Source organism: Micromonospora sp. C97, from assembly GCF_018070385.1.
Taxonomy (GTDB): domain Bacteria; phylum Actinomycetota; class Actinomycetes; order Mycobacteriales; family Micromonosporaceae; genus Micromonospora; species Micromonospora parva.
The window spans coordinates 39,007-62,540 of sequence record NZ_JAGPXU010000014.1 but is presented as its reverse complement, the minus strand read 5'-3'; the positions used below and the strand labels follow the sequence as shown (position 1 = coordinate 62,540).

Sequence of the window (23,534 nt, the reverse complement as noted above, 5' to 3'; positions counted from 1 at the left end):
ATGCCCACCACCGCGACCCCGCAACCCGGCGCGCCGGTCGACCCGTACCGGGCGTACAACTTCCGCCTGCTCATCAACGGTGTCACCAACGGTCACTTCACCGAGATGACCGGGTTGGAGGTGAACATTCCCGGGCAGCCGTACCGGGAGCACGGCCTGGGTCGGATGCGGATGGTGCCCGGTCAGGCCGAGTACGAGCCGGTGACGCTGCACTTCGGCCTCACCGCCTCCCGCGAGCTGTGGGACTGGGTGAACGCCACCGCCCAGGGCACCCTCAACCGGCGCAACGTCTCAGTGGTGCTGCTCGACTCGGTGGGCACCGCCGAGGTGCTGCGCTGGAACCTGATCGACGCGTGGCCGACCCGGTGGCGCGGCGCGCACCTCAACACCCTCAGCCACGAGATCGCCATCGCCTCGCTGACCCTGCGGTACGAGGGCCTGGAGCTGGAGACCGGCGGTGCCACCGCGCCGACGCCCGCGTAGCTGGCTGGCCGGCCGACTGCGTTCGGCGGCAGGGGCGGTGCAGCGCCTCGCCGGGCGGGTCGAGCCGGACGGGCACCTGCCGTCGCCGTCGCCGCTGTCGGAGCCGCCCGTGGCGACGCCGCGCCGTTTCGGGGAGCCACCGCGGCACTGGCTGGACCTGGTCGCCGCCCACGCGCCCGGCCTGCTGCACGACCTGGACCTCGACCCGTCCCCGGCCGACGCCGAGGTCGGGGATGGGCAGCCGGTCGGATCGGCGGGCCGGGTCGACTCCGTCGCCCCGGGCCCCGGCGCGTTCAGCCGGTTCCCCAGGCCCGGCCGGGCCGGTGGGTCCGGCAGTCGCGACGGCGAGGTCGAAGCGGGCGGACCCGCCAGCGCGGGCGGCGGGACGGGCCCGCGGGGTCGCGGTCCGCGCGGGGACACCGGGCCGACCAGGTCACCTGCCGAGCACCGCAACGGCAGGTCGGTCCGCCCGTCACCGGGCGGTGACCAGCCCGACGGTACGAGTGCCGGCGCCGCTGGTACGTCGGCCGGCGCCGACGGTACGAGGGCCGGTGCCGCTGCTACGTGGGCCGGTGCCGCCGGCCGGTCCGGGGGCGGGGCGTCGCCGTCCCGTTCGGACACGACATCGCCGCCGACCGGCGCGACCTGGCCCGACGTGTGGGCCGAACCGACCGGGTCGCACGCCTGGGCCGGACCGACCGGGCCGGACCGGTCGGCCGAACCGACCGGGCCGGTGGGGCCGGGCGCGGCGGTGCCCCCGGTACGACCGGCGAACCGGGACACCAGCACCGCCGTCGACGCCACGGCCCTCGACGCGAGCGGACTGCCCCGATCGGCCCCGCAGCCCGTCCGCTCCATGGTTTTCCGAGCGCAGAGTCCACCGGGCAGCCGCCCCCACCGACCGGAGCCCGAACCCACCCCCACCACCGCACGCCCGCCCCGGGGCGCACCCTGGCCCGGCGCGGTCGACCACGGTCCCGGGCGTTCCGCCGGTCCCCCCGCCGCCACCCGGAGCACCGGTGGCCACGACGGGTCCCCCGGCGACTCGGACGGTCCGCCCCGGCCCGGAACGGACCAGCGCGGCCGGCGTGCCGGCGCACCGAGCGCGGCCCGGTCGGCGCGCGCGGACTCAACGACGTGGTTCGGGCGTCCGGCCTGGCCGGACCTGGGCGGGACCGACGCATCCGGGACCGGCCGCACCGCGACGGATGGCCGGGACACGCCCACCACCGGGCGCGGGGACGGGACGCGCGTCGGCGACGGTGACCGCCGGCTGGACCTGCCCGGCGAACGGGCTCGGTCCGGGCGACGGGCCGCCCTGCCCGACCCCGGGTGGGACACCGTCGGCGGCGGACGGGCGACGGGCATTGCGAAGCCGGTCGGGTCGGGGAGGGGCGACGACCCGTGGCCGGCGCTGCCCGACGACAGCGCACTGTGGTCGGTCGCCGGGCCGGCGCTGGACACCGCCCAGCTCAGCCGACTGGACCGGGAACAGGCGGGTGACTGATGGAACGCGTCGCCTTTCTCATCGACTCCACGGGTGTCCGCGTGGACTGCCTGCTCAACCCGGAGACCGTGCAGGTGACCCGGCTCGCCGGGGTCCGCCAGCGGGGTGCCGGCGGCGGGCAGCTCACCGGGTCCGGCCTGGCCGACGACCCGCTGGTCTTCACCGGCGGGGGTCGCACCGAGCTGGTGCTCGATCTGCTCTTCGACGTCGACTTCGTGGAGGCGCAGCTGCGTCCGGCCGACGTGCGGGTGCTCACCCGTCCGTTGTGGATGCTGGCGGAGAACTCCACCGCCGACCACGGTTGGCTGCGGCCGCCGCTGGTCCGGTTGGTCTGGGGCAAGACCTGGAACGTGCCCGGTGTGATCATCGCGGTGGCGGAACGCTTCGACGCGTTCACCGGCACCGGGTCACCGCGACGGTCCTGGCTGCGGCTGAAGCTGGTCCGCGCCGCCGAGACGGCCGACCAGGCCGAGGCCGGCTTCGCCGAGGAGTTGGCCGCCGCGAGCACCCCGACCGCCGCGCCGGGCAGCGCGGTGATCGCCGCCGGTGACGGCGCGGCCGAGTCGGGTCGCTCCGGCGTACGGTTCGACCTGCTGGCCAACGACGCGCTCGGCTCGCCGCTGCGCTGGCGGCTGCTGGCCGAACACAACCGGATCACCGACCCCCTCGCCGTGCCGGCCGGCACCACCCTCGCCGTCCCACCAGCCGGCCCGCCGGGCGGTGGGCCGACACTGGCGGGTGCGGTGACCGGAGTCGCGCGGACGGTGGCCGGCGCGGTCGGCGCCGGCGCGTCGTTCGTGGGCGCCTCCATCGCCACCGCGCCCGCCGCCTGGGGCCCGACGGCGGGATCGTCGACCGGGCCCACCCCGACCAGCGCACACCCGAGCCCCGGGGGTGCGTCGTGACCAGCGTCGCGCCCCGGGCGTTGATCGTCCGGCTCGACGGCGTCGAGCTGGTCGGCGCCGCTCGTCAGCGGATCCGGTCACTGCGGGTGGCGGCCCGCCTCGACCAGCCCACCCAGGCCGAGCTGGTGCTCGCCACCACCGCCGGGGTCGGCGCGTTCGACCCGGCGGTACGCCCCGGCACGGCGCTCGACGTACGGCTCGCCGACCACGCGGACGCCCTGTTCACCGGTGAGGTCACCGGCGTGGAGGTGGAGTACGCGGCCGACGGGGCGGCGGTGCTGCGGTTGCGGGCGTACGACCCGCTGCACCGGTTGCGCAAACGGCAGGGGTTGCGGGTGTTCACCTCGGTGACCGCCGTCGAGCTGGCCCGGGAGCTGTGCGACGCGGTGGGGCTGACGGTGACCGCCGAGGATGACGGTCCCCGGTTGGAGCGGCTGCTCCAGCACCGGCACAGCGATCTGGAGTTGCTGCGCGAGGTGGCCGGCCGGGCCGGCCTGCACCTGGCCGCCGACGGTGACGGGGTCCGGCTGGTCACCCTCGCCGGTTACGGGGAACCGGTCGTGTTGACGCTCGGCGCGGGGGTGCACACCCTGCGACTGTCCACCAACACCGATCAGGCCAGTGGTGCCAGCGCCGCGCTGGGTTGGCATCCGCAGCGGGCCGAGGTGATCAGCCAGCAGGTCGACGAGGCCCGTTGCGGCAGGCCCGCCGACGACCGCCCGGATCCGGCCGACGTGGGTGCCGGCGGGGTTCGCACCGCAGTGGACCAGCCCGGCCGCAGCGACGACGAGTTGGCGGCGTTGGCCCAGGCCCGCCTGGACACCCGGGCGGCGACGCTGGTCACCGCCGAGGGGGTGGCCGAGGGCGATCCGGCGCTGCGTCCGGGCCGCCGCGTCGACCTGGGTGGGGTGCCGGACCCGGTCGCCGGGGCGTACGTGCTGACCGAGGTGGTGCACACGGTGGACGGCAACGGGCACCTGACCCGGTTCTCCACGGTGCCGCCGGCCATCCCGGCGGGCCCGACCGGCGGCGCGGTGGTCACCCTCGGCACGGTCACCGACGTCGCCGACCCGGACGGGTTGGGCCGGGTCCGGTTGACCCTGCCGGCGTACGGGGACCTGGACGCCGGCTGGCTCGCCGTGCTCTGTCCCGGTGCCGGGCCGGGCAAGGGCCTCGTGGCGCTTCCCGACCCGGACGACACCGTGCTGGTGGTGCTGCCCGGCGGGGAGCCGGCCTCGGGCATCGTGCTCGGTTCGCTGTTCGGCGCGGTCGAGCCGTACGACGCGGGCATCGCCGACGGAAAGGCCCGCCGTTGGACGATGCGCACCGCCGGCGGGCAGTCGATAGTCGTCGACGACGTGCGGCGCAGCCTGCGGCTGGCCACCGAGGGCGGCAGCTTCCTGGAGTTGACCCCCGACCTGGCCACCCTGCACGCGGCGTCCGACCTGGTGATCTCCGCACCCGGTCGGGCCATGGTGGTGCGCGCCCGCAGCGTGGACTTCCTGCACGCCGAGTCGACCGAGGACCCGAGCACCGCGGCGGAGCAGGCCCGAACGCTTGCCCACGCCCATCAGCAAGGAGGCGGATGATGCGGTGGATCCACCGGGACTCCGTGATCACCTGCGATCACGACGGCCGGGTCGAGAACCGACCCTCGCGGCAGTGGGTGACAGTCACCGGCGTGCCCGTGCTCGTCGACGACGACCCGCAGGGACGCACCATCGTCGCCTGCCCGAACTACGGCCCGACCATCAAGCCGTGCACGCAGACGTTGACGGTCCGGGTCGGCTACAGCGTCTGGGTGCGCGTGGACGGGCACCGGGTGGTGCTGTCGCACCTGGAGGGTTTCACCAACGGCACACCGCCGGGGCTGGTCACGCACACCGTGCGCGACCCGGCTCAGGGGTTCCTGGGGGCGGACCGATGAGGGCGTTCCGCTTCGTCGGCGCCGGCTTCGACGCCGGCCGTACCGGCGGGTTGGCGCTGACCGCGGCCGGCGGCCTGGCGATGACCGACGGCGACGAGAGCGTACGGCAGGCGTTGTTCCTGCTCCTGTCGACCACACCGGGTGAGCGGCTGATGCGACCCGGGTACGGCTCCCGGCTGCACCGGCTGGTCTTCGCGCCCAACGACGACACCACCGCCGGTCTGGCCATCCACTATGTCCGGCAGGCCATCGCCCGGTGGGAGCCCCGGATCGAGGTGATCGACACCGACGCCGGGCCGGACCCGGACGACGCGTGGCGGTTGGTGATCCGGTTGGACTACCGGGTGCGGGCCAGCCTGACACCGGGGCAACTGGTCTTCTCCGTCGACCTGCTTCCGGCCGACGAGCCCACCCAGGAAGGAGCGTCATGACGCTGCCCGTGCCGCACCTGGACGATCGCGGCTTCCTCGACCTGGTCACCGAGGCCCGGGAACGGATCCGGCAGTCCTGCCCGGCGTGGACCGACCTGTCGGCGCACGACCCCGGGATGGCGCTGGTGGAGACGTTCGCGCACCTCACCGAGGTGATGATCTACCGGTTGAACCAGTTGCCGGAGAAGGCGTACGTCTCGTTCCTGAACCTGCTCGGGGTCACCCGGCACGCGCCGACCGCCGCCTGGGCGGACGTCCGGTTCACCCGCACCGGCACCGACCGCGCGGCGGTGCGGATCCCGGCCGGTCTGCGGGTCGCGGCGGCCCGCGGCGCGGACCCCCGGCCGGTCGTGTTCGTCACCACCGAGCCGACGCTGCTGCCGGCCGACGAGACGTCGGTGACGGTCCGGATGCACCACTGCGAACCGGTCGAGGCGGAACTGCTCGGCGTGGGCACCGGCCAGCCGGGGCAGGTGCTGCGCGCGGCGCACGCGCCGCTGACGCACACCGCCGAGGCGCTGGACCTGCTGCTCGGGGTGGAGGTGCCGGCCGGCACGGTCGAACTGGGCGCGGCGGCCCGCGAGCACGACGGTCGCACGTTCGAGATCTGGCAGCCGGTGGAGAGCTTCGCCGGGCTCGGCCCGCACGCCAAGGCGTACCTGGTCGACCGCTGTTCGGGCACCGTCACCTTCGCCCCGGCCCTCGACCTGCGACCCGCCGCCGGGGCGACCACGGTGGCCGAGCCCGCGCCGACGTCGGTCACCGTCGCGGTCGTGCCGCCGGCCGGGCGGCAGGTCCGGCTCTGGTACCGCGCCGGTGGCGGGCCCACCGGCAACGTGGCGGCGGGCACGCTGAGCACCCTGCGCGACCCACTGCCCGGCGTACGCGTCGACAACCCCGCCCCGGCAGCCGGCGGCCGGGAGATGGAGGCGCTGGAATCGGTGCTGCTGCGCGGCCCGTACGAGTTCTTCGCCCAGCAGCGGGCGGTCACCGCCCGCGACTTCGAGGTCCTCGCGACCAGCTCCGGGGCGGTGGCGCGGGCACGGGCGTTCACCCGTGCGGCGGTGTACAGCTTCGCCCGGCCGGGCGAGGTCGAGGTGGTGCTGGTGCCGTACGTGCCGGAGGCGGCCCGTCCGGGCGGTCGACTGCCGGTGGCGGTGCTGCGGGAGCACGAGGTGCCCGAGGCGCGCCACCGGGTCGAGGCGGACCTGGAGGAACGCCGGATGGTCGGCATCCGCTCCCGGGCCACCTGGGCGCGGTTCAAGGCGGTGTCGGTACGCGCCCGGGTGGTGGTCCGCCGCGAGGAGGACGTGGACGCGGTCCGTCGCCGCATCCACGACCGGCTGCACCAGACGTTGAGCCCGCTGCCGACCGCGCTCAACCCGACGGGCTGGCCGTTCGGTGAGCCGCTGCGGGCGTCCAACGTGTACCGGCTGCTGGAGCACGCCGAGCCGGGGGTGCGCTACGTCGAGTCGGTGCGGTTCGTTGTCGACGAGGCGCCCGACGCCGACGTGCGGGCCCTCGCCGTCGACCAGTACCAGCCGCGCACCTGGTACGCCGGGCGCGGGGCGGTGCTGTTCCGCTCCAGCAACGGCGGCGCGGGGTGGGAACCGGCCGGTCGTTTCGACGACGAGACGGTGCTGCGGGTGGCGCCCGCGCCCGCGCCGGTGCGGCCGGGCATCGTCGCCCGCCCCGGTTCGGTGGCAGTGGTGACGCTGCGGGCCTCGGGCGGCTCCCGGGTGCACCTGAGCGCCGACCTGGGCGAGACGTGGTCGCTGCTCACCGACCTGGACTCGCGGATCTCCGACGTGGCGTGGCTGGACCGCGACGGCGCGGGCGCGCTGCTGGTGGCCACCGACACCGGCCTGTACGAGGTGTCGCTGCTGCCCGGCGCGGTGCCGTTGCAGATCCTGGTCGACCCGTCCGACGCCGACCGGGGCTTCTACGCGGTCCGCACGTTCGTCTCCGAGCGGGGCGCGCCGGGTGTGGCGGTGGCCGCCCAGGCCGGCTTCGGGGTGTACCTGTCGACCAGCGGCGGCCGACCCGGCAGCTTCACCCACGTCGGACTGGCCAACGTGGACAACCGGGTGCTCGCCGTGCAGTACGACGGCCCGGCCACCCTGCTGTGGAGCGGCGCCGGCGAGCCGGACCCGAAGAAACCCGGCCAGGGTTGCCACCGCACCCGGCTGTTCGAGTCCGACGTGAAGTGGCAGTCGATGCAGGCCGGGTGGATCGGCGGCACCTGCCGGGACCTCGCGTTCGCCGGCCAGCAGGCGGTGGCGGCCACCCAGAGCGGCGGGGTGCTGCGGTTGGACACCCTGGCCGCCCAACCGCAGTGGCAGGCGGTGTCGGTCAACTCCGGGTTGCCGTTGCGGGACCGGACCCGGTTCGTGCCGGTCGACGCCATCGCGATCAGCGGCCCGACATCCGGCAGCACGGGCGCGCCGGGCCTGGCGGGTGTGGCGGCCGGCGGCACCGGCGCGGCGGAGCGGCTGATCCTGGCCGGCGGGGAACGCGGCGTGCACCGCAGCGCCGACGCCGTCACCTGGACGCCCAGCGCCAACCAGGCCACCGCCGACGTGGTGACCGTCCCGGATACCTGGCTGCTCTGCTCCGGCGAGCACGACATCGAGGTGGTGCGCCAGGATGCGACGCTCGGCGATTGAACGGTTGCTGCCCGCCGCCTACCAGCGGGCCTGCGTGCCGGGCAGCGTGCTCTGGGCGCTGCTGGACGTGATGGAGGGGTTGCACGCCCCGGACGAGGCGATCCTCGCCGAGGTGGACGCGCTGTTCGACCCGTACCGGGCGCCGGACGGGCTGGTCGTGCGGTTGACCCGCTGGGTGGCGATGGACCACGTGGTCGCCTCGCCCCGCCCGGACGCCCCGCTGCCGCTGCCGGTGGGGCGGCTGCGGGACCTGGTGGCCAACGCCGCCCTGCTGGCCCGCTGGCGCGGCACCCCGTACGGGCTGCGCCGGGCCTTGGAACTGGCCACCGGGACGTCGGGCTTCGTCATCGAGGAACCCGCCGAGCGGCCCTTTCACGTCGTGGTGCGGGTGCCGGTGGCCGCCGCCGGCCAGCTCGCCGTGATCACCCGCATCGTCGAGACGGAGAAACCCGCCTCGGCCACCGTCGAGATCGTCCTGGAAGAGGAGTCGTCATGACCACCGAGTGGGCGGTCGTCGCCGCCGCCGAACAGTTCACAGTCGACCCGCGCAACTGCGGCGAGCTGACCTTCACCGTCTTCAACCCGGGCACCGCGCCGGACACGGTGGTGTTCGACGTGGCGCCCGGTGACGGCTCCCAGCGGTCGTGGTTCACCGTCGCCGAGCCGCAGCGGGTGGTACCCGGCCAGGGCTCGGTGTCGTTCCTGGTCAAGCTCGCCGTGCCGGCCGGCACCGCGCCCCGGCGCTACGACATGACCGGGTTCGCGTACTCGGCGAACACCGCGCCGGAGGAGAGTTCCCGCTCCAGCGGCCGGGTCACGTACGAGGTGCGGGCGGTCGCGCCGCCACGGCGTACCCCATGGTTGTGGATGCCGCCGCGGCGGCGCTGGTGCTGGTGGTGGTCGCCGTGGGGGTGGTGTTGCTGACCCGCGACGGCGAGCCGCCCCCCGGCGAGCCGCGAGTGGTCACCGTCGAGGCGGAGAGCCTGGTCCCGGGCGCGGTGGTGGACTCCCCGGCGAAGAGCGGGGCGAAGGTGGAGGCGCAACCCAACTGCTGCGGGGTGACCTGGTCCGGTGACACGCAGTTGTTCTTCCAGGGGTTGGCCATCGGCGACCGGGTCACCGTGACGGTGCAGATCCCGGCCGACGGCACCTGGCGGTTCGCCGCGGTACGCACCACCTCCCTCGACTACGCCAACACCGTGTTCACGATCGACGGCACCCAGGTCGGCGGCACGTTCCTCGGCTTCACGCCGACGGTGCGCAGGACGGAGCTGCTGGACGTCGGGACGGTGCGGCTCAGCAAAGGCCCGCACCAGGTCACGCTGCTGGTGGTGGGCAAGACGCAGGGCACGAACCGCTACTTCGCGGGGGTCGACGAGATCCGGTTCACCGAAATCGTGGCGCGGGCCGTGGCGCGATGAGCGGTCGGCAGAAGGCGCTGCTGGGGTTGCTCGCCGTCCTGCTGGTGGCGCTGTTCGTGGTCGCGGTCGGGGCGGGTCGCGGCGACCGGGGTGATCCGGCGGCCCGGCACGGGTTGGTCGACCGGTTGGCCGCGCTGGGCGGCGAGCGTGCGGCGGTGGACCCGGCGGCGGTCGGCGCCGACTGCTTCGAGGAGCCCGGTCGGCTGGTCTTCTCCGGCACCTGCGTGCTGCGGGTCGCCGACCCGGGCGGGCTACGCACGCTGGTGTTGCGCAGCGCGGCGCCGTTCACTGTCGTCGCCCCGGCACCCGGGGACGCCGACCTTACCATCCGCGACGAGGTGGAACCGGCGGCGGACGGCACCGGCGCGGTGGCGAAGATCGCCGTCGACCAAGCCACCGAGGTGGGCCTGGTCTGCCCCGGCCTGGGCGGCTGCACTGTCGTCGTGGCCACATCCTGACCCGGGCTGAGAGGAAGGTGTCGCCGTGGGTGACCTGCGCAAGCCGTTCCTGCTGATGGCCATGCTCGCCATCGTCCTGGCGATCGGGGTGGAGGTGGGGGCGGGGCTGCTGCTCGGCGGTGCCGACGCCGGTGCGGCCCTCGCGGACAGCGCCGGGGCGCTGGACGTGGAGATCGACGACGTGTCCGGGGTCAGCGAGCCGTCCGGGCGGGGTACCGGTTACCTCGCGCTGATCGATGCGGTGGCGGTCTGGAGCACCGGGCTGTTCTGCCTGGGCCTGCTGCTGCCCGAACGGGTCCAGGGTCGGGTGCAGGGCGTCGCCAGCCTGATCTTCTCGATCATCCTGATCATCGTCGGGCTGGTCGCGCTGGTGATCGCGTTCGTGGAGCTGTCCATCATGGTGTCGCTCTTCCTGGCCGTCCCCTTCGGCACCCTGGCGTACCTGGCGTTGTGGGGGTTCTTCCCGGTCGGCGAGGCGGCGGTGCTGCTCGGGCTGGTGCTGCTGCTGAAGCTGGTGTGGGCCGGGATGCTGGTGCTGGCCCAGCCGCGCTTCCTGCAGAACAAGGGCCTCGTCCTGCTGATCCTCACCACAGTGCTGTGCACTGTCGTGTTGGAGTTCCTGCACAGCCTGGTGCCGGTGATCCTGGTCAGCATCGTCGACGACGTGGCGGCGTTGGTCTTCGCCATCGTCGCGATCATCTGGGGGCTGGTGCTGCTGATCGGCTCCATCCCCGCGATCGTCAAGGCCGTCCGGGTCACCGCCGCCCTCCCCACCCGATCAATGTGAGCGGACCAGGGCCGCCACACCGTCGCGGTCGAGGGTTCCGTCGGTCACCCACACCTGGTACCGGCCGTGCCGGCTCCCGCCGGCCGGCACCACCGCCGGGCGGTCGAACGCGAACGCCACGCAGACCCCCGGATACATCGCGGTCCGCACGAACCACCTGTCGCCGTGGCCGAGGCCCGCGAAGACCAGTGTGTACGCCCCGTCGCCCGGCCCGGACCCGGTCAGCGCCAGCCACGGCGCCGCACTGCCGTTGACCGCCTGCTCCCCGGCCGCGTCGGCGGTGAACACCGCCGGTTCACCGTCGGCGACGGCCCGCCAGAAGAACCCGCCGTAGCCGGCCCCGCCGGGGCGACCGTTGGTGGCCGGGCTGCCCAGGCGCACCGCCCGGTCGTCCGGGGCGACGAGGACGGACTCCACATCGAGCCGCCAGGCGTGCGGCGCGACCACCGACGCGGTGAGCCACCTCCGTTCGGTCAGCAGCACCGCGCCGGCCCGGTCGCGCCACTGGAGGTCGTGCGCGTACCGGCCCGGGGAGTGCTCCACCTCGCCGGTGTGCGCGATGACGCCGTGGTCGTCCCGCCAGGTGTAGCCGACGTCGCGGACGTAGGTGCGCCCGCCCCAGAGGTTGCTGCCGTTGACGTCCTGCACCGCGAGGGACGCGCCGAGGTGCCACACGTGGTCGTCGGGGAGCGCGTCGGTGACCACCGTTCCGCCGAGGGTACGCACCGGGTGCAGATACGGTCGGGGCCCGTGCCGGGGGTCCAGCGCCGGGTCGAGCACGTACTCGGCCACCTCGGTGGCTCCGACGGTCAGCCGCACCGACTCCCCCACCCCGGTCATCGCAGTCCCCCACGCCCGACGCCGGCGACCGGCACCGGCTCGGCGGGGCGCGGCTGACCGACGACCGGGACCGGTCGGCGGGCGGCGACGGCGTGCAGGGCGGCCACGGTGTAGCCGGCGAGGATCGGCACCGCGACCGGGGTGACCAGGACGGCGAGCAGCCCGGCCAGCGCGACGACCCCGGTGAGCGCGGCCCAGCGGGTGGGCGCGTCGAGGCAGGCGCGGGCGGCGCGGCGGGCCGAGGCCCGCCACCGCCCGCCCCCGTTGCCGCCCACCTCGACGACGACCAGCCCGGCGTACCCGGCCAGGCCGGCCGCGATCAGCGCGGTCACCAGCAGCGCCGCCGCGCCGCCCGGCACCCGGCCGGTGGCCAGTGCCGCCAGGTCGGCGGCGAGCAGCGCGGCGCCGCCGAGCCCGAGCAGGCTGACCGGCACACCGGGCAGTACCGCGCGGCCGAACCGGCGCACCGTCGTACGCGCCGACGGCCAACTGCCGGTCCGCGTCCAGTCGTGCACCGCCGCGCTGGCCGTGCCCGCCGCCGATGCGGCGGTGAGCACTGGTGCCGCCGCGAGGGTGAGCAGGATGCCCAGCAGCGCGAGGTCGGCGGCATCGCGGGCGACGTCGCGCCAGTCCCGCCGCCCGGCGGTGTCGTCGGGTTCGGCGGGTTCGGCCCGCGATGTCGGTTCAGCCCTTGATGCCACTGGTGTTGATCCCCTCGACGAGCATCCGTTGGAACGCGACGAAGAACAGGAAGACCGGCAGCAGCGACAGCACCGACATGGCGAACATCGGACCGACAGCGCTCTGGCTTGTCGAGTCGATGAACAGGGTCAACGCGACCGGGACCGTGTAGTCCTCCAGTTGGGACAGGAAGACCAACTGGCGGAAGAAGTCGTTCCAGGTCCAGATGAACGAGAAGATCGCCGTGGTGACCAACGCGGGGCGGCTCAGCGGCAGGATGATGTGCCGGAAGATGCCGAACGGCCCGGCACCGTCGATGCGGGCCGCCTCGTCCAGTTCCCGGGGCACGCCACGCATGAACTGCACCATGAGGAAGACGAAGAACGCCTCGGTGGCCAGGAACTGCGGGATGAGCAGCGGCAGGTACGGCCAGTCGCCGCCGACCAGCCCGAGGGTGCGGAACAGGATGTACTGCGGCACGATCAGCACGTGCTGGGGCAGCAGCAGCGTGCCGATCATGACGGCGAACCACATGCCGCGCAGCCGGAACCGCAGCCGGGCGAAGGCGTACGCGGCCAGCAGGCAGGACAGCCCGTTGCCGACGACGGTGAGCAGGCTGACCATCGCGCTGTTGAGGAAGAACCGGCCGAAGCTGACGTCGAAGTTGGACCAGCCGGCGGTGTAGTTGCCCGGGCTGAACCGCTCGGGCAGCAGCCCGACGTTGTTGACGATCTCCTCCTGGGACTTCAGCGAGGTGCCCACCATCCAGATCAGCGGGTAGAGCACCACGGCGACGATCGCCAGCAGGATCAGCAGTCGCAGCACGGGGCGTCCGCCGGCTCGTCGGCGGGCGTTCGGCGCTGCTGCGGTCGTCGGGGTCACCGCCACCATCACCGGTCCTCCCCGTCGGAGTAGTGCACCCAGAACCGTCCGGTGCTGAAGAAGACCGCGGTGATGACCGCGATGGCGATCAGGAAGACCCAGGCCATCGCCGAGGCGTAGCCCATGTTGAGGTCGGTGAAGCCGGTGATGTACAGGTTCAGCGTGTACATCAGGGTGGAGTCGACCGGGCCGCCGGTGCCGTTGCTGAGCACGAACGCGGCGGTGAAGCCCTGGAAGCCGTTGATGGTCTCCAGCACCAGGTTGAAGAAGATGACCGGGGAGAGCATCGGCAGGGTGACGTCGCGGAACTGGCGGAGCCGGCCGGCCCCGTCGACCGAGGCGGCCTCGTACAGCTCGGTGGGCACCTGCTTGAGCCCGGCCAGGAAGATCACCATCGGTGCGCCGAACTGCCAGATGGCCAGCACCATCAGCGTTTCGAGGGCCCAGTCGGGGTCGTTGACCCACGGCTTGCCCGTGATGCCGAAGAGGCTCAACAGCGAGTTGAACGCGCCGTCGCGGTTGAACATGTTGACCCAGACGATGGCCAGCGCCACGCTGCCGCCGAGCAGGGACGGCAGGTAGAACAACCCCCGGAACAGCCCGACGCCGCGCCAGGCGCGGTTGAGCAGCAGCGCCACGCCGAGCGCCGCGGCCAGCTTCAGCGGTACGGCGATCAGCGCGAAGGTCAGCGTCACCCGCACCGCGTGCCAGTACGACGGGTCGGCGGTGAACATCCGCTCGTAGTTGGCCAGCCCCACCCACTCCACCTCGGAGAAGGGGGTGAGGATGTCGTAGTTGGTGAAGCTCAGGTAGAGCGACAGCAGCATGGGGATCGCCGTGACACCCATCAGACCGATGAGCCACGGCGACAGGAAGACGTACCCCGCCAGACCTTCGCTGTGCCGGAAGCGCCCGGGCCCACGCCTCTGCGGGTGGGCCCGGGCGGATCCGGGGCCGCGTCGGGTCGGGTCGGGCGCCGTGGTCAACGCCACGAACGGCTCCTCTCCTCGCCTCGGGGGCGGTCAGGCGATGGCGGACTTGCACGCCTCGACGAACTGGGCGGCGGCTTCGGCGGGGGTGGCCCGGCCGTACTGCGCGTTCTCGGCGGCCTTGATCAACTCGGACTTCACCTTGCTGTGGCCCTTGATCGGCACCTGCGGGGACTCGCCGAACTTCTGGGTCAGCTCCGCCTCGACGGCGATGGACTGCTTCATGGCCGGATCGGTGGTGTCGTCGCTGACCACCCGGCGCAGGTCCAGGTTCGACGGCAGGCCACGGTCGGTGCCGAGCAGCTTGACCGCCGCCACGTCGTTGTTCAGGAAGTTGATCACATCGATCGCGACGTCCTTGTTCTTGCTGCCCTTGAACACCGACCAGTACATCGACGCCCGGGCCCACTGGGCGCTGGGGTCACCGGGGTAGGCGATCACGCCCAGCTCGTCCTTGGTGTTCTTCTTCAAATCCGGCATCTGGTTGGCCCAGACCCAGGAGGTCGCCGCCTTGCCGGTGACCACCAACTGCTTGGTGACGTCGCTGGCGTTGCCCTCGTGGATGACGTCGGCGGTCGGGGTGGCCTTGCGGTCCCGGGCGCCCTTCCACAGGTCGAACCACTTGGTCACGTCCTCGGCGGTGAAGCCCAGCTCTTTGCCCTTGTAGAGGTCCTTGCCCTGCTGGCGCAGCCAGACCCAGAACGCCTTGTAGTCGGCGCTCGGGTCCTGGGTGCCGGGCACCTTCGTCTTGGCGGTGACCTGCTCGGCCCAGGCGATGTGCTGCTCCCAGCTCATCCCGGTGGTCGGCTCGGGCAGGTTGTGCTTGGTCAGCAGCGTCTTGTTGTAGACCAGTCCCTGGGTGTTCTCCCCGGCGGCCAGGCCGGCGAGCTTGCCGTCGACCACGCCGTACTGCCAGAGGCTTTCGGGGAACTTGGAGGTGTCCAGCTTGCCGGACTCCTGGTACGGGGTCAGGTCGAGCGTGGTGTTGCGGGCCGCGTACTCGGCGAGGTAGTTGTCGTCGATCTGGAACAGGTCCGGTGGGTTGCCACCGGCGGTGAGCGTGGCCAGCTTGTCGAAGTAGCCCTGGTTGGCCTGCCAGGTCTTCTCGAAGGTCACGTTGGGGTGCTTCTGGGTGTAGAGGGCCAGCGCGTCCTCGGTCAGCTTGGCCCGGGCGTCGCCGCCCCACCAGAAGATGGACAGTTTGACCGGCGCGTTCGGGTCGGCGGCGCCGCCGTCGTCTCCGCAGGCGGCGGCGCCGAACATCAGCGGTGCGGCGACCGTCACGGCGAGCAGGCCACGCAGGAGTCGCCGCCGGGGCAGCGGGGTACGGTGGGCGCGCCCGACGGGCGTGCCAGTGGTGGGGGGCGTTGCGGGGTGCATGTGCGCTCACTCCTCGGCATTAGGAGGCGACGGCGTCACCGGTGGCCGTGGTCGGGGTGCCCGGGCCCGCAGGGCAATGCGGGTCCGGGCCACGCGGCGCGGCCAGGGGACGTGCCGGCCGGGCGTACGGGCCCGGGCCGGTCGAGTCGCGGATGACCAGGTCGGTCTGGAGCATTACCTGTGCGGTGGTACGACGGACGCCGAGCGCCGTGCCGGCACCGGACCCCCGCGCACCGCGCGGTGATTCGATGTCCTGTTGCAGCAGCATGTCGACGGCCGTCCGGCCGGCGGCCCCGGTGGGTGTGGCCACCGTCGTCAGCTTGGGTCGGGTGAGCCGGCTCAGGGTGATGTCGTCGACCCCGACGACGCTCACCTCCTGCGGCACCCGGACCCCGAGCGCGTCCAGCCCTTCGATCAGGCCGATCGCCATCAGGTCGTTGTAGGCGAGCACCGCCGACACGCCGCTGCGTCGCACCTGCTCGGCGATGGCCGAGCCGCCGACCTCGGTGGGCGCGTTGGGGCCGAGCACGGTCAGCTCGGCGCCATCGGCTCGGGCGGCCGCACTGGCGGCACGGCGCATCTCCCGGTTGGTCCACGAGCTGCGCGGGCCACCGAGCAGCGCGATGCTGCGGTGGCCCAGGCCGACCAGGTGCTCGATCGCCGATCGGGCACCCTGACCGACGTCCATCAGCACGCAGGGCAGGCCGGTCACCTGGCGGTTCACCACGACCAGTGGCACCTCGCGGCTGAGCTGTTCGATCAGGCTGTTGCTCATCCGGGGGCTGCACAGCAGCACCCCGTCGACCTGCTTGGCCAGCGCGTGGACCAGCTCTTCCTCGGCGGTCGGGTCCTCGTTGGTGTCGGCCACGAAGACGTGGTAGTCGCGGTGCCGGGCCTGACTCTCCGCCGCCTTGATCAGCGGTGGGAAGAACGGGTTCGCGATGTCCGCGATGATCAGCCCGATGTTGTGCGTCCGCCCGGTGATCAGGGCCCGGGCGGCGCGGTTCGGCCGGTAGCCCAGATCCTCCGCGCAGGCCAGCACCCGGACCCGCGTCTCCGGGTTGACCAGGTGCGGCGCGGAGAAGGTGCGGGACACGGTGGAGATGTGCACACCGGACGCCCGGGCGACGTCCCGGATGGTGACTGGCACGGCGGCCCCTTCGTCCGATGTGGTGGCGGTCACGGGTGTGGCCCATTAATGCAAACGGTTGCGCCAGTGTCAACGGTCAATGATTACGGCTTTGTTGCACCCACGCTCCCCTTGGTGAGCTGCCGCCGCACAAAACCTGACATATAACGCCGATCCCGTCGCCGTCGTTGACGCCAACGGATCGATCGTGATTACTTCATTGCAAACCTTTGCAGCACCACGGGAGGCGCACCGCATGTCACCGAGAGCCGCCGGACGGGTCCGGTACGCCGTCGTGGGCACCGGCGCGCGGGCGGAGATGTTCGTCCGGGCGCTGGTGCTCGACCACGCCGACACCACCGAGCTGGTCGCCTTCGCCGACACCAACCAGGCCCGGATGGACGCGCACAACCGCTGGCTGACCGAGCTGCGTCACCGCCCGGTGCCGACCTACCCGGCCGCCGACTTCGCGGCGATGCTGGACAAGGAGCGCGTCGACGTCGTTCTGGTCACCAGCGTGGACGTCACCCACGACGAGTACGTGGTGGCCGCGCTGCGCGCCGGCCGGGACGTCGTCACCGAGAAGCCGATGACAGTGGACGCGGCACGCTGCCGTCGCATCCTGGACACGGTGAGCGAGACCGGCGGCCGGGTGACCGTCGCCTTCAACTACCGCTACAACCCGCTGCACGAACAGGTTCGCCGGCTGCTCGCCGAGGGCGCGGTCGGCGAGATCGGCTCGGTGCACTTCGAGTGGCTGCTGGACGTCCGCCACGGCGCCGACTACTTCCGCCGCTGGCACCGCGACAAGGCCACCTCCGGTGGGCTGATGGTGCACAAGGCCAGCCACCACTTCGACCTGGTCAACTGGTGGCTGGCCGCCACCCCCGTCGAGGTGTACGCGGCCGGCCGGCTCTTCTTCTACGGCGAGGAGGGCCGCCGGCACGGCTACGCCCGCGACTACGACCGGGCGCACGGCTCCCCCGCCGCCGCCGACGACCCGTTCGCGCTGCGCCTGGACGCGCACCCCCGGCTGCGCGAGCTGTACCTCGACGCCGAGGCCGAGGACGGCTACCAGCGCGACCGCAACGTCTTCGCGCCCGGGGTGAGCATCGAGGACGACATGGCGGTGCTGGCCCGCTACTCCACCGGCGCCACCATGACCTACCACCTCACCGCGTACGCGCCCTGGGAGGGCTACCGGGTGATGGTCAACGGCAGCCGGGGCCGGCTGGAGCTGGACGTGGCCGAGAACGACTTCGTCGACCGGGGCACCGCCGGCGCGGTCAAGGGCGCGGCCCTGCACGGTGCCGAGGCGCCGCCCGAGGGCGGGGGTGCGACGCTGACGGTGCGCCCGTTCTGGGCCCCGCCCCGGCAGATCCCGGTGGAGGGCCGCAGTCGGCACGGGCACGGCGGCGCGGACGCCCGGATGACCGGGGTGCTCCTCGGCGGTCAACCCGACCCGCTGGGCCGCGCCGCGACCGCCGACGACGGCGCGTTGGCCCTGCTGACCGGGCTGGCCGCGAACCGGTCCTTCGAGACCGGTCAACCCGTCCGGGTCGCCGACCTGCTCACCCCCCGCTGACACCGCAGACGAGGAGCCGCACCCCGTGCCCACGTTCGACCACACCGATCTGCTCCTGCCGCCCGAGCCGGGCCAACGGGCGCTGGCCCGGGAGCTGTACGCCCTGGCGGCGGAACAACCCATCATCTCGCCGCACGGGCACGTCGACCCGGCCCTGCTGGCCGAGGACCGCCCCTTCCCGGACCCGGCGCGACTGCTCATCGTGCCCGACCACTACCTGACCCGGATGCTGCTCAGTCAGGGCGTACCCCCGGCGGAGCTGGGGGTGCCCACCCGCGACGGCAGCCCGGTGGAGGCCGACGGCCGGGTCATCTGGCGACGCTTCGCCGCGCACTGGCACCTGTTCCGGGGCACCCCGTCGCGACTCTGGCTGGAGCAGACCTTCCGCACTGTGTTCGGGGTGCACACCGTGTTCGGCCCGGCCACCGCCGACGCCGTCTACGACGAGATCGCGGCCCGGCTCGCCGAGCCGGACTTCCGGCCCCGGGCGCTGTTCGAGCGGTTCGGCATCGAGGTCCTGGCCACCACCGAGTCGCCGCTGGACGACCTCGCCGCGCACGCCAAGCTCGCCGCCGACGGGTGGGGCGGGCCGGGCGGCCGGGTGGTCACCACGTTCCGCCCCGACGACGTGGTGGACATGGAGTTCGAGGGCTGGTCGACGAACGTGGACCGGCTCGGCGACCGAGCCGGCGAGGACACCGGCACGTACGCCGGTTATCTGGCCGCGCTGCGGGCCCGGCGCGCCGCGTTCATCGCCGCCGGCGCGACCTCCTCGGACCACGGCCACCCCACCGCGCGCACCCTGGACCTCACCTTGGCCGAGGCCGAGCGGCTCTACGACCGGGGTCGGCGCGGCGAGGCCGATGCCGCCGACGCGGAGGCGTTCCGGGCGCACATGCTCGTGGAGTTCGCCCGGATGTCACTCGACGACGGCCTGGTCATGCAGCTGCACCCCGGCGCGGTGCGCAACCACAACCGGTGGTTGCACGCCCGCCACGGACGTGACGTCGGCGGCGACATCCCACAGGCCACCGAGTACGTGCACGCGCTCGCCCCGCTGCTGCAGCGCTACGGCAACGACCCCCGGCTGCGGGTGGTCCTCTACACCCTCGACGAGGACACCTTCACCCGCGAGCTGGCGCCCCTCGCGGGCGGGTACGCCGCGCTGCTGCTCGGCGCGCCCTGGTGGTTCCTGGACTCCCCCGAGGTGCTGCGCCGGTTCCGGGAGACGGTCACCGAGACCGCCGGGTTCTACAACACCGCCGGCTTCGTCGACGACACCCGGGCGTTCTGCTCCATCCCGGTCCGCCACGACGTGGCCCGTCGGGTCGACGCCGGCTTCCTGGCCCGCCTCGTCGCCGAGCACCGGCTGCCGAGGGACGAGGCCGCCGAGACCATCGTCGACCTGGCGTACCGGCTGCCCAGGCGGGTCTTCAACTTTGGAGGCGTTGACCAGTGACCACCACCATCACCTCCGTCGAGGTGCACGACGTGCGGTTCCCGACCGCCGCCCGGGGCGACGGCTCCGACGCGATCAACCGGGGTGACTACTCGGCGACGTACGTCGAGCTGGGCACCGACGCCGGCCCGACCGGTGCCGGGTTCACCTTCACCAACGGCCGGGGCAACGAGATCACCTGCGCGGCGGTGCGGGCCCTGGCCCACCACGTGCGGGGGCGCACCATCGAGGAGATCACCGCCGAGCCGGTGGCGTTCTGGCGCTCGCTCAGCGCCGACGTGCAGCTGCGCTGGCTGGGCCCGGAGAAGGGCGTCATCCACATGGCGACCGGTGCGCTGGTCAACGCGGTGTGGGACCTGCGGGCCACGCTGGCCGGCAAGCCGATGTGGCGTTTCCTCGCCGAGCTGCCCACCGACGAGCTCGTGGCCAGCATCGACTTCAAGCACATCAGCGACGCGCTCACGCCGGACGAGGCAGCAGCCATCCTGGACAAGGGACGTGACGGGCTGACCGACCGGTTGACGGCCCTCGAACGGGACGGTTTCCCGTCGTACACCACCTCGGTCGGGTGGCTCGGCTACCCCGACCACAAGGTGCGGGCGCTGACCCGGCAGGCGTACGCCGACGGCTGGCGGGCGATGAAGATGAAGGTCGGCGGCCCGCTCGCCGACGACCTGCGGCGGGCCCGGATCATCCGCGAGGAGATCGGCCCGGACGCGCTGTTGATGATGGACGCCAACCAGGTCTGGGACGTCGACGAGGCGATCACCGCGATGGCGGCGCTGGCCGAGGTCGACCCGTACTGGATCGAGGAGCCCACCCACGCCGACGACATCCTCGGGCACGCCCGGATCGCCCGCGCGGTGCACGAGCTGACCGGCGGACGCTGCCGGGTCGCCACCGGTGAGGTGGCCGCCAACCGGGTGATCTTCAAGCAGTTGCTCCAGGCCGAGGCGATCGGCGTGATGCAGGTCGACGCCTGCCGGGTCGGTGGCGTCAACGAGGTCCTGGCCGAGCTGCTGCTGGCGGCGAAGTTCGGCGTTCCGGTCTGCCCGCACGCCGGCGGGGTGGGCCTCTGCGAGTACGTCCAGCACCTGGCGATCTTCGACTACCTGCGGGTGGGCACGGGGCTGGACGGCCGGATGATCGAGTACGTCGACCACCTGCACGAGCACTTCGTCGACCCGGTGCGGACCCGCGACGGGCGCTACCTGCTGCCCGAGCGGCCCGGTTACAGCGCCACCATGAAGCCCACGTCGATCGCCGAGTTCCGCTTCCCGGACGGTCCGGCATGGCGGTGACCGTCGGCGCCTCCCGGCTCGGCCTGGGTGCGCTGCGCCGACTGCCCGCCGAGGCCCGACCCCTGATCCGGCCGGGCACCGTGCCGACCGGCGTCGTGCACCTGGGGCTCGGCGCGTTCCACCGGGCGCACCAGGCCGTCTTCACCGAGGCGGCGGTCGGCGCGGCCGGCGGCGACTGGGGCATCGTGGCCGTCGCCCCCCGCAGCACCGCGCTGGTCGAGGCGCTCGCCGCGCAGGACAACCTGTTCAGCGTCAGCACCCTCTCCGCCGCCGGCAGCACCACCCAGGTGGTGGGCGCGCTGAGCGGCGTGCGCCACGCGCCCAGCGACCCGGACGCGGTGGTGGCGCTGATCGCCGACCCGGCGGTACGCGTGGTGACCCTGACCGTCACCGAGAAGGCGTACCAGCTCGATCCGGTGACCGGCCAGCTGTCCCCGGACTCGGCGCTCGCCGCGGACCTGGCCGGCGGCGGCCCCCCGAGCACGGTTCCGGGTCTGCTGCTGCGCGGCCTGGCCGCCCGGGCGGCCGCGGACGCCGGGCCGGTGGCAGTGGTGAGCTGCGACAATCTGCCGGCCAACGGTCGACGGCTGCGCGGCATGCTCGACCAGGCGGTCGGCCGGGCGGCCGGGGTGCCGGCCGGGCTGGTCGAGTGGGTGGCCGGCAACGTCACCTGCCCGGGCACCATGGTGGACCGGATCGTGCCGGCCAGCACCCCGGGCACGATCGAGGCGGCCCGCCGGGCGCTCGGCGTGACCGACCTGGCCGCGGTGGCCGCCGAACCGTACGCGCAGTGGGTGATCGAGGACGACTTCCCCGGTGGGCGGCCCGGTTGGGAGTTCGCCGGGGCGGTGCTCACCGACGACGCCGGCCCGTGGGAGCGGCTGAAGCTGCGCACCCTCAACGGTGTGCACTCGGCCATCGCGTACCTCGGGGCGTTGGCCGGTCGGGAGACGATCGCCGACGCGCTGGAGATCCCGCACCTGCGCGACGTGCTGCGCCGGCTGATCGCCGAGGACGTGGCGGCCAGCTTCACCCCGCCGGACGGGGTCCGGGTGGTCGACTACGGCGAGCAGGCCCTGGCCCGGTTCGGCAACCCGGCGATCCACCACCGCACCCTGCAGGTGGCGATCGACGGCTCGCAGAAGCTGCCGCAGCGCGTCCTGCACACCATCGCGGACCTGCGCGCGACCGGACGGTCCGCGCGCTGGGGCGCGCTGGTCGTGGCGTCCTGGTTGCGCTTCGCGCAGGGGTACGCCGACGACGGCCGGTCGTTGCCGTTGCAGGACCCCCTGGCCGGGCCGATCCGGGCCGCGCTGGACGACGGGGTGCAGACCCCGGCCGGCGCTGTCGACGCGGTCTTCGCGTTGCGCGAGGTCATCCCGGCGGAGGTGGCCGAGGACGACGACGTACGCGCCGACGTGATCGCCTGGCTGACCGCGTTGCAACGGCACGGCGTCGAGGCCACCCTGCCCGGTGCCCGGTGACCGGGTCGACACCGGCCGGCCGGCGGTGAGCGGGGCGACGCCGCCCCGGGTGGCGGTGATCGGGGCGAACGGGCACGGTCGGTGGCACCGGCGCGTGATCGCGCCCCTGCACGACGCCGGTCGGCTGCGGTTGGTCGCCCTGGTCGACGTACGACCGGTGGAGGACGACCCGGCCGCCCCGGTGCCGCCCGGGGTGGCGGTGTTCACCGACCACCGGGCGATGCTCGCCGCCACCCGGCCGGAGGTGGTGGTGATCTGCACGCCGCCGCACACCCACCTGACGATCGCCCGCGACGCCCTGGCCACCGGTGCGGACCTGCTGCTGGAGAAGCCTCCGGTGCTGTCGCTGGCCGAGCACGAGGAGTTGGCCTGGGCGCTCACCGCCGCCGGCCGGGTGGCCCAGGTCGGCTTCCAGGCGCTCGGCTCGGCGGCGCTCACCGCGTTGACCGACGCGCTGGCCGCCGGCCGGTTGGGCACTGTCACCGGCATCTCCACCATCGCCGCCTGGCAACGGCCGGACGCCTACTACGCCCGCTCCCCCTGGGCCGGTCGTCGGAGTCTGGACGGCCGGCCGGTGCTGGACGGCGCGCTCGCCAACCCGCTCGCGCACGCGGTGATGCAGTGCCTGGCCATCGCCGAGGCGCTCGCCGGGGCGACGCCCTGGCCGGTCGCGATCGAGGTGGAACGCTACCGGGTCCGGCCGATCGAGGTGGAGGACACCGCCGTGCTGCGGGTCCGGTTCCGGGCCGGGCCACCGGTGCTGGTGGCGGTGACCCTGGCCGCGGAGGAGTTCGTGGCGGGCGAGGTGGTGGTGACCGGGACGACCGGGCAGGCGGTGCTGGAGTACCCGACCGACCGGTTGCGCCTGCCCGGGGACGTGGTGACCCGTCGGGTGCCGGGGCGGTTGGGGCTGCTGGAGAACCTGCTCGCCCATCGGGTCGATCCGGTGGGCGTGCCGCTGATCGCGCCGCTGGCCCGTACCGCGCCGTTCACCGCGCTGCTGGACGCGCTGCGGCCGGCGCCGGAGCCCCGGCTGCTCGACGGCGATCTCGTGACCACCCTCGGCGAGGGCGGGCAGCGGGTCCGCCACCTGCGGGGCGTCGTCGACGTGTTGCGCCAGTCGGCTGAGCGGGGGGCGCTGCCGAGCGAGTTGGCGGTGCCGTGGGCGTCCGCCGCGTACCGCGCCGAGCTGGCGGGATAGACCTCCACCACAACGAAC

The 23,534-nt window shown here is 73.5% G+C and carries 23 protein-coding genes; 17 read left to right on the top strand and 6 right to left on the bottom strand.

Going from position 1 to position 23,534, the window contains the following annotated elements; genetic code table 11:
- The 12 genes from KBX26_RS19475 to KBX26_RS19425 are packed head-to-tail and all read left to right on the top strand — an operon-like array spanning position 1 to position 10,585.
- The gene (locus KBX26_RS19475; RefSeq protein ID WP_030327509.1) at positions 1 to 483 is read left to right on the top strand and encodes a phage tail protein; all 483 of its coding nucleotides are present in this window, start codon (positions 1 to 3) and stop codon (positions 481 to 483) included.
- Positions 458 to 1,990 carry a hypothetical protein gene (locus KBX26_RS19470; RefSeq protein WP_210866075.1) on the top strand — a complete coding sequence of 511 codons (1,533 nt, stop codon included), beginning with the start codon at positions 458 to 460 and terminating at the stop codon, positions 1,988 to 1,990. Before KBX26_RS19475 ends, KBX26_RS19470 begins: the two co-directional genes overlap by 26 nt.
- Complete coding sequence (locus KBX26_RS19465; protein ID WP_247680836.1) at positions 1,990 to 2,895, top strand: hypothetical protein; 906 nt, start codon at positions 1,990 to 1,992, stop codon at positions 2,893 to 2,895. Before KBX26_RS19470 ends, KBX26_RS19465 begins: the two co-directional genes overlap by 1 nt.
- Entirely contained in the window at positions 2,892 to 4,484 is a 1,593-nt protein-coding gene (locus tag KBX26_RS19460) for a phage baseplate assembly protein V (RefSeq protein WP_210866074.1), read from the top strand. The genes KBX26_RS19465 and KBX26_RS19460 overlap by 4 nt, the downstream gene beginning before the upstream one ends.
- Positions 4,481 to 4,822: a hypothetical protein gene (locus tag KBX26_RS19455; RefSeq protein ID WP_247680835.1), complete on the top strand. Its 342-nt coding sequence runs from the start codon at positions 4,481 to 4,483 to the stop codon at positions 4,820 to 4,822. Before KBX26_RS19460 ends, KBX26_RS19455 begins: the two co-directional genes overlap by 4 nt.
- Entirely contained in the window at positions 4,819 to 5,253 is a 435-nt protein-coding gene (locus tag KBX26_RS19450; protein ID WP_210866073.1) for a GPW/gp25 family protein, read from the top strand. The genes KBX26_RS19455 and KBX26_RS19450 overlap by 4 nt, the downstream gene beginning before the upstream one ends.
- Entirely contained in the window at positions 5,250 to 7,919 is a 2,670-nt protein-coding gene (locus KBX26_RS19445; protein ID WP_210866072.1) for a putative baseplate assembly protein, read from the top strand. The genes KBX26_RS19450 and KBX26_RS19445 overlap by 4 nt, the downstream gene beginning before the upstream one ends.
- Positions 7,900 to 8,415: a phage tail protein gene (locus KBX26_RS19440; protein WP_030327500.1), complete on the top strand. Its 516-nt coding sequence runs from the start codon at positions 7,900 to 7,902 to the stop codon at positions 8,413 to 8,415. The genes KBX26_RS19445 and KBX26_RS19440 overlap by 20 nt, the downstream gene beginning before the upstream one ends.
- Positions 8,412 to 8,843 (top strand): hypothetical protein, encoded by a 432-nt coding sequence (locus tag KBX26_RS32440; protein ID WP_247680834.1) that lies wholly within the window; start codon positions 8,412 to 8,414, stop codon positions 8,841 to 8,843. The genes KBX26_RS19440 and KBX26_RS32440 overlap by 4 nt, the downstream gene beginning before the upstream one ends.
- Entirely contained in the window at positions 8,777 to 9,340 is a 564-nt protein-coding gene (locus KBX26_RS32435) for a hypothetical protein (RefSeq protein WP_247680833.1), read from the top strand. Before KBX26_RS32440 ends, KBX26_RS32435 begins: the two co-directional genes overlap by 67 nt.
- Complete coding sequence (locus KBX26_RS19430; RefSeq protein WP_030327498.1) at positions 9,337 to 9,798, top strand: hypothetical protein; 462 nt, start codon at positions 9,337 to 9,339, stop codon at positions 9,796 to 9,798. The genes KBX26_RS32435 and KBX26_RS19430 overlap by 4 nt, the downstream gene beginning before the upstream one ends.
- Positions 9,799 to 9,823: 25 nt before the next feature.
- Positions 9,824 to 10,585 carry a hypothetical protein gene (locus tag KBX26_RS19425; RefSeq protein WP_030327496.1) on the top strand — a complete coding sequence of 254 codons (762 nt, stop codon included), beginning with the start codon at positions 9,824 to 9,826 and terminating at the stop codon, positions 10,583 to 10,585.
- On the opposite strand, the gene KBX26_RS19420 is transcribed toward KBX26_RS19425, so the two are convergent.
- The 6 genes from KBX26_RS19420 to KBX26_RS19395 are packed head-to-tail and all read right to left on the bottom strand — an operon-like array spanning position 10,577 to position 16,507.
- On the bottom strand, positions 10,577 to 11,425 hold the full coding sequence (locus tag KBX26_RS19420) for a PmoA family protein (protein WP_210866071.1): 849 nt from the start codon (positions 11,423 to 11,425) through the stop codon (positions 10,577 to 10,579). The genes KBX26_RS19425 and KBX26_RS19420 overlap by 9 nt on opposite strands.
- Entirely contained in the window at positions 11,422 to 12,126 is a 705-nt protein-coding gene (locus tag KBX26_RS19415; protein ID WP_210866070.1) for a hypothetical protein, read from the bottom strand. Before KBX26_RS19415 ends, KBX26_RS19420 begins: the two co-directional genes overlap by 4 nt.
- Entirely contained in the window at positions 12,110 to 12,997 is an 888-nt protein-coding gene (locus KBX26_RS19410) for a carbohydrate ABC transporter permease (protein WP_210866132.1), read from the bottom strand. The genes KBX26_RS19415 and KBX26_RS19410 overlap by 17 nt, the downstream gene beginning before the upstream one ends.
- The gene (locus KBX26_RS19405; protein ID WP_030327490.1) at positions 12,997 to 13,980 is read right to left on the bottom strand and encodes a carbohydrate ABC transporter permease; all 984 of its coding nucleotides are present in this window, start codon (positions 13,978 to 13,980) and stop codon (positions 12,997 to 12,999) included. The genes KBX26_RS19410 and KBX26_RS19405 overlap by 1 nt, the downstream gene beginning before the upstream one ends.
- Positions 13,981 to 14,010: 30 nt before the next feature.
- Positions 14,011 to 15,357: an ABC transporter substrate-binding protein gene (locus KBX26_RS19400; RefSeq protein WP_210866069.1), complete on the bottom strand. Its 1,347-nt coding sequence runs from the start codon at positions 15,355 to 15,357 to the stop codon at positions 14,011 to 14,013.
- Positions 15,358 to 15,376: 19 nt separating this feature from the next.
- Positions 15,377 to 16,507 carry a LacI family DNA-binding transcriptional regulator gene (locus KBX26_RS19395; RefSeq protein ID WP_210866068.1) on the bottom strand — a complete coding sequence of 377 codons (1,131 nt, stop codon included), beginning with the start codon at positions 16,505 to 16,507 and terminating at the stop codon, positions 15,377 to 15,379.
- Positions 16,508 to 16,742: 235 nt separating this feature from the next.
- Here KBX26_RS19395 and KBX26_RS19390 point away from each other — a divergent pair, with 235 nt between their 5' ends.
- From KBX26_RS19390 to KBX26_RS19370, 5 genes are read left to right on the top strand one after another with little or no spacing between them, the layout of a single operon-like run.
- Entirely contained in the window at positions 16,743 to 18,071 is a 1,329-nt protein-coding gene (locus KBX26_RS19390; RefSeq protein ID WP_210866067.1) for a Gfo/Idh/MocA family protein, read from the top strand.
- Positions 18,072 to 18,096: 25 nt separating this feature from the next.
- On the top strand, positions 18,097 to 19,530 hold the full coding sequence (gene uxaC / locus KBX26_RS19385) for a glucuronate isomerase (RefSeq protein ID WP_210866066.1): 1,434 nt from the start codon (positions 18,097 to 18,099) through the stop codon (positions 19,528 to 19,530).
- Positions 19,527 to 20,831, top strand: a complete 1,305-nt coding sequence (locus KBX26_RS19380) for an enolase C-terminal domain-like protein (protein WP_210866065.1) — start codon at positions 19,527 to 19,529, stop codon at positions 20,829 to 20,831. The genes uxaC and KBX26_RS19380 overlap by 4 nt, the downstream gene beginning before the upstream one ends.
- Positions 20,822 to 22,315 (top strand): mannitol dehydrogenase family protein, encoded by a 1,494-nt coding sequence (locus KBX26_RS19375; protein ID WP_210866064.1) that lies wholly within the window; start codon positions 20,822 to 20,824, stop codon positions 22,313 to 22,315. Before KBX26_RS19380 ends, KBX26_RS19375 begins: the two co-directional genes overlap by 10 nt.
- Complete coding sequence (locus tag KBX26_RS19370; protein ID WP_307857858.1) at positions 22,305 to 23,516, top strand: Gfo/Idh/MocA family oxidoreductase; 1,212 nt, start codon at positions 22,305 to 22,307, stop codon at positions 23,514 to 23,516. The genes KBX26_RS19375 and KBX26_RS19370 overlap by 11 nt, the downstream gene beginning before the upstream one ends.
- The last annotated feature ends 18 nt before the right edge of the window (positions 23,517 to 23,534 follow it).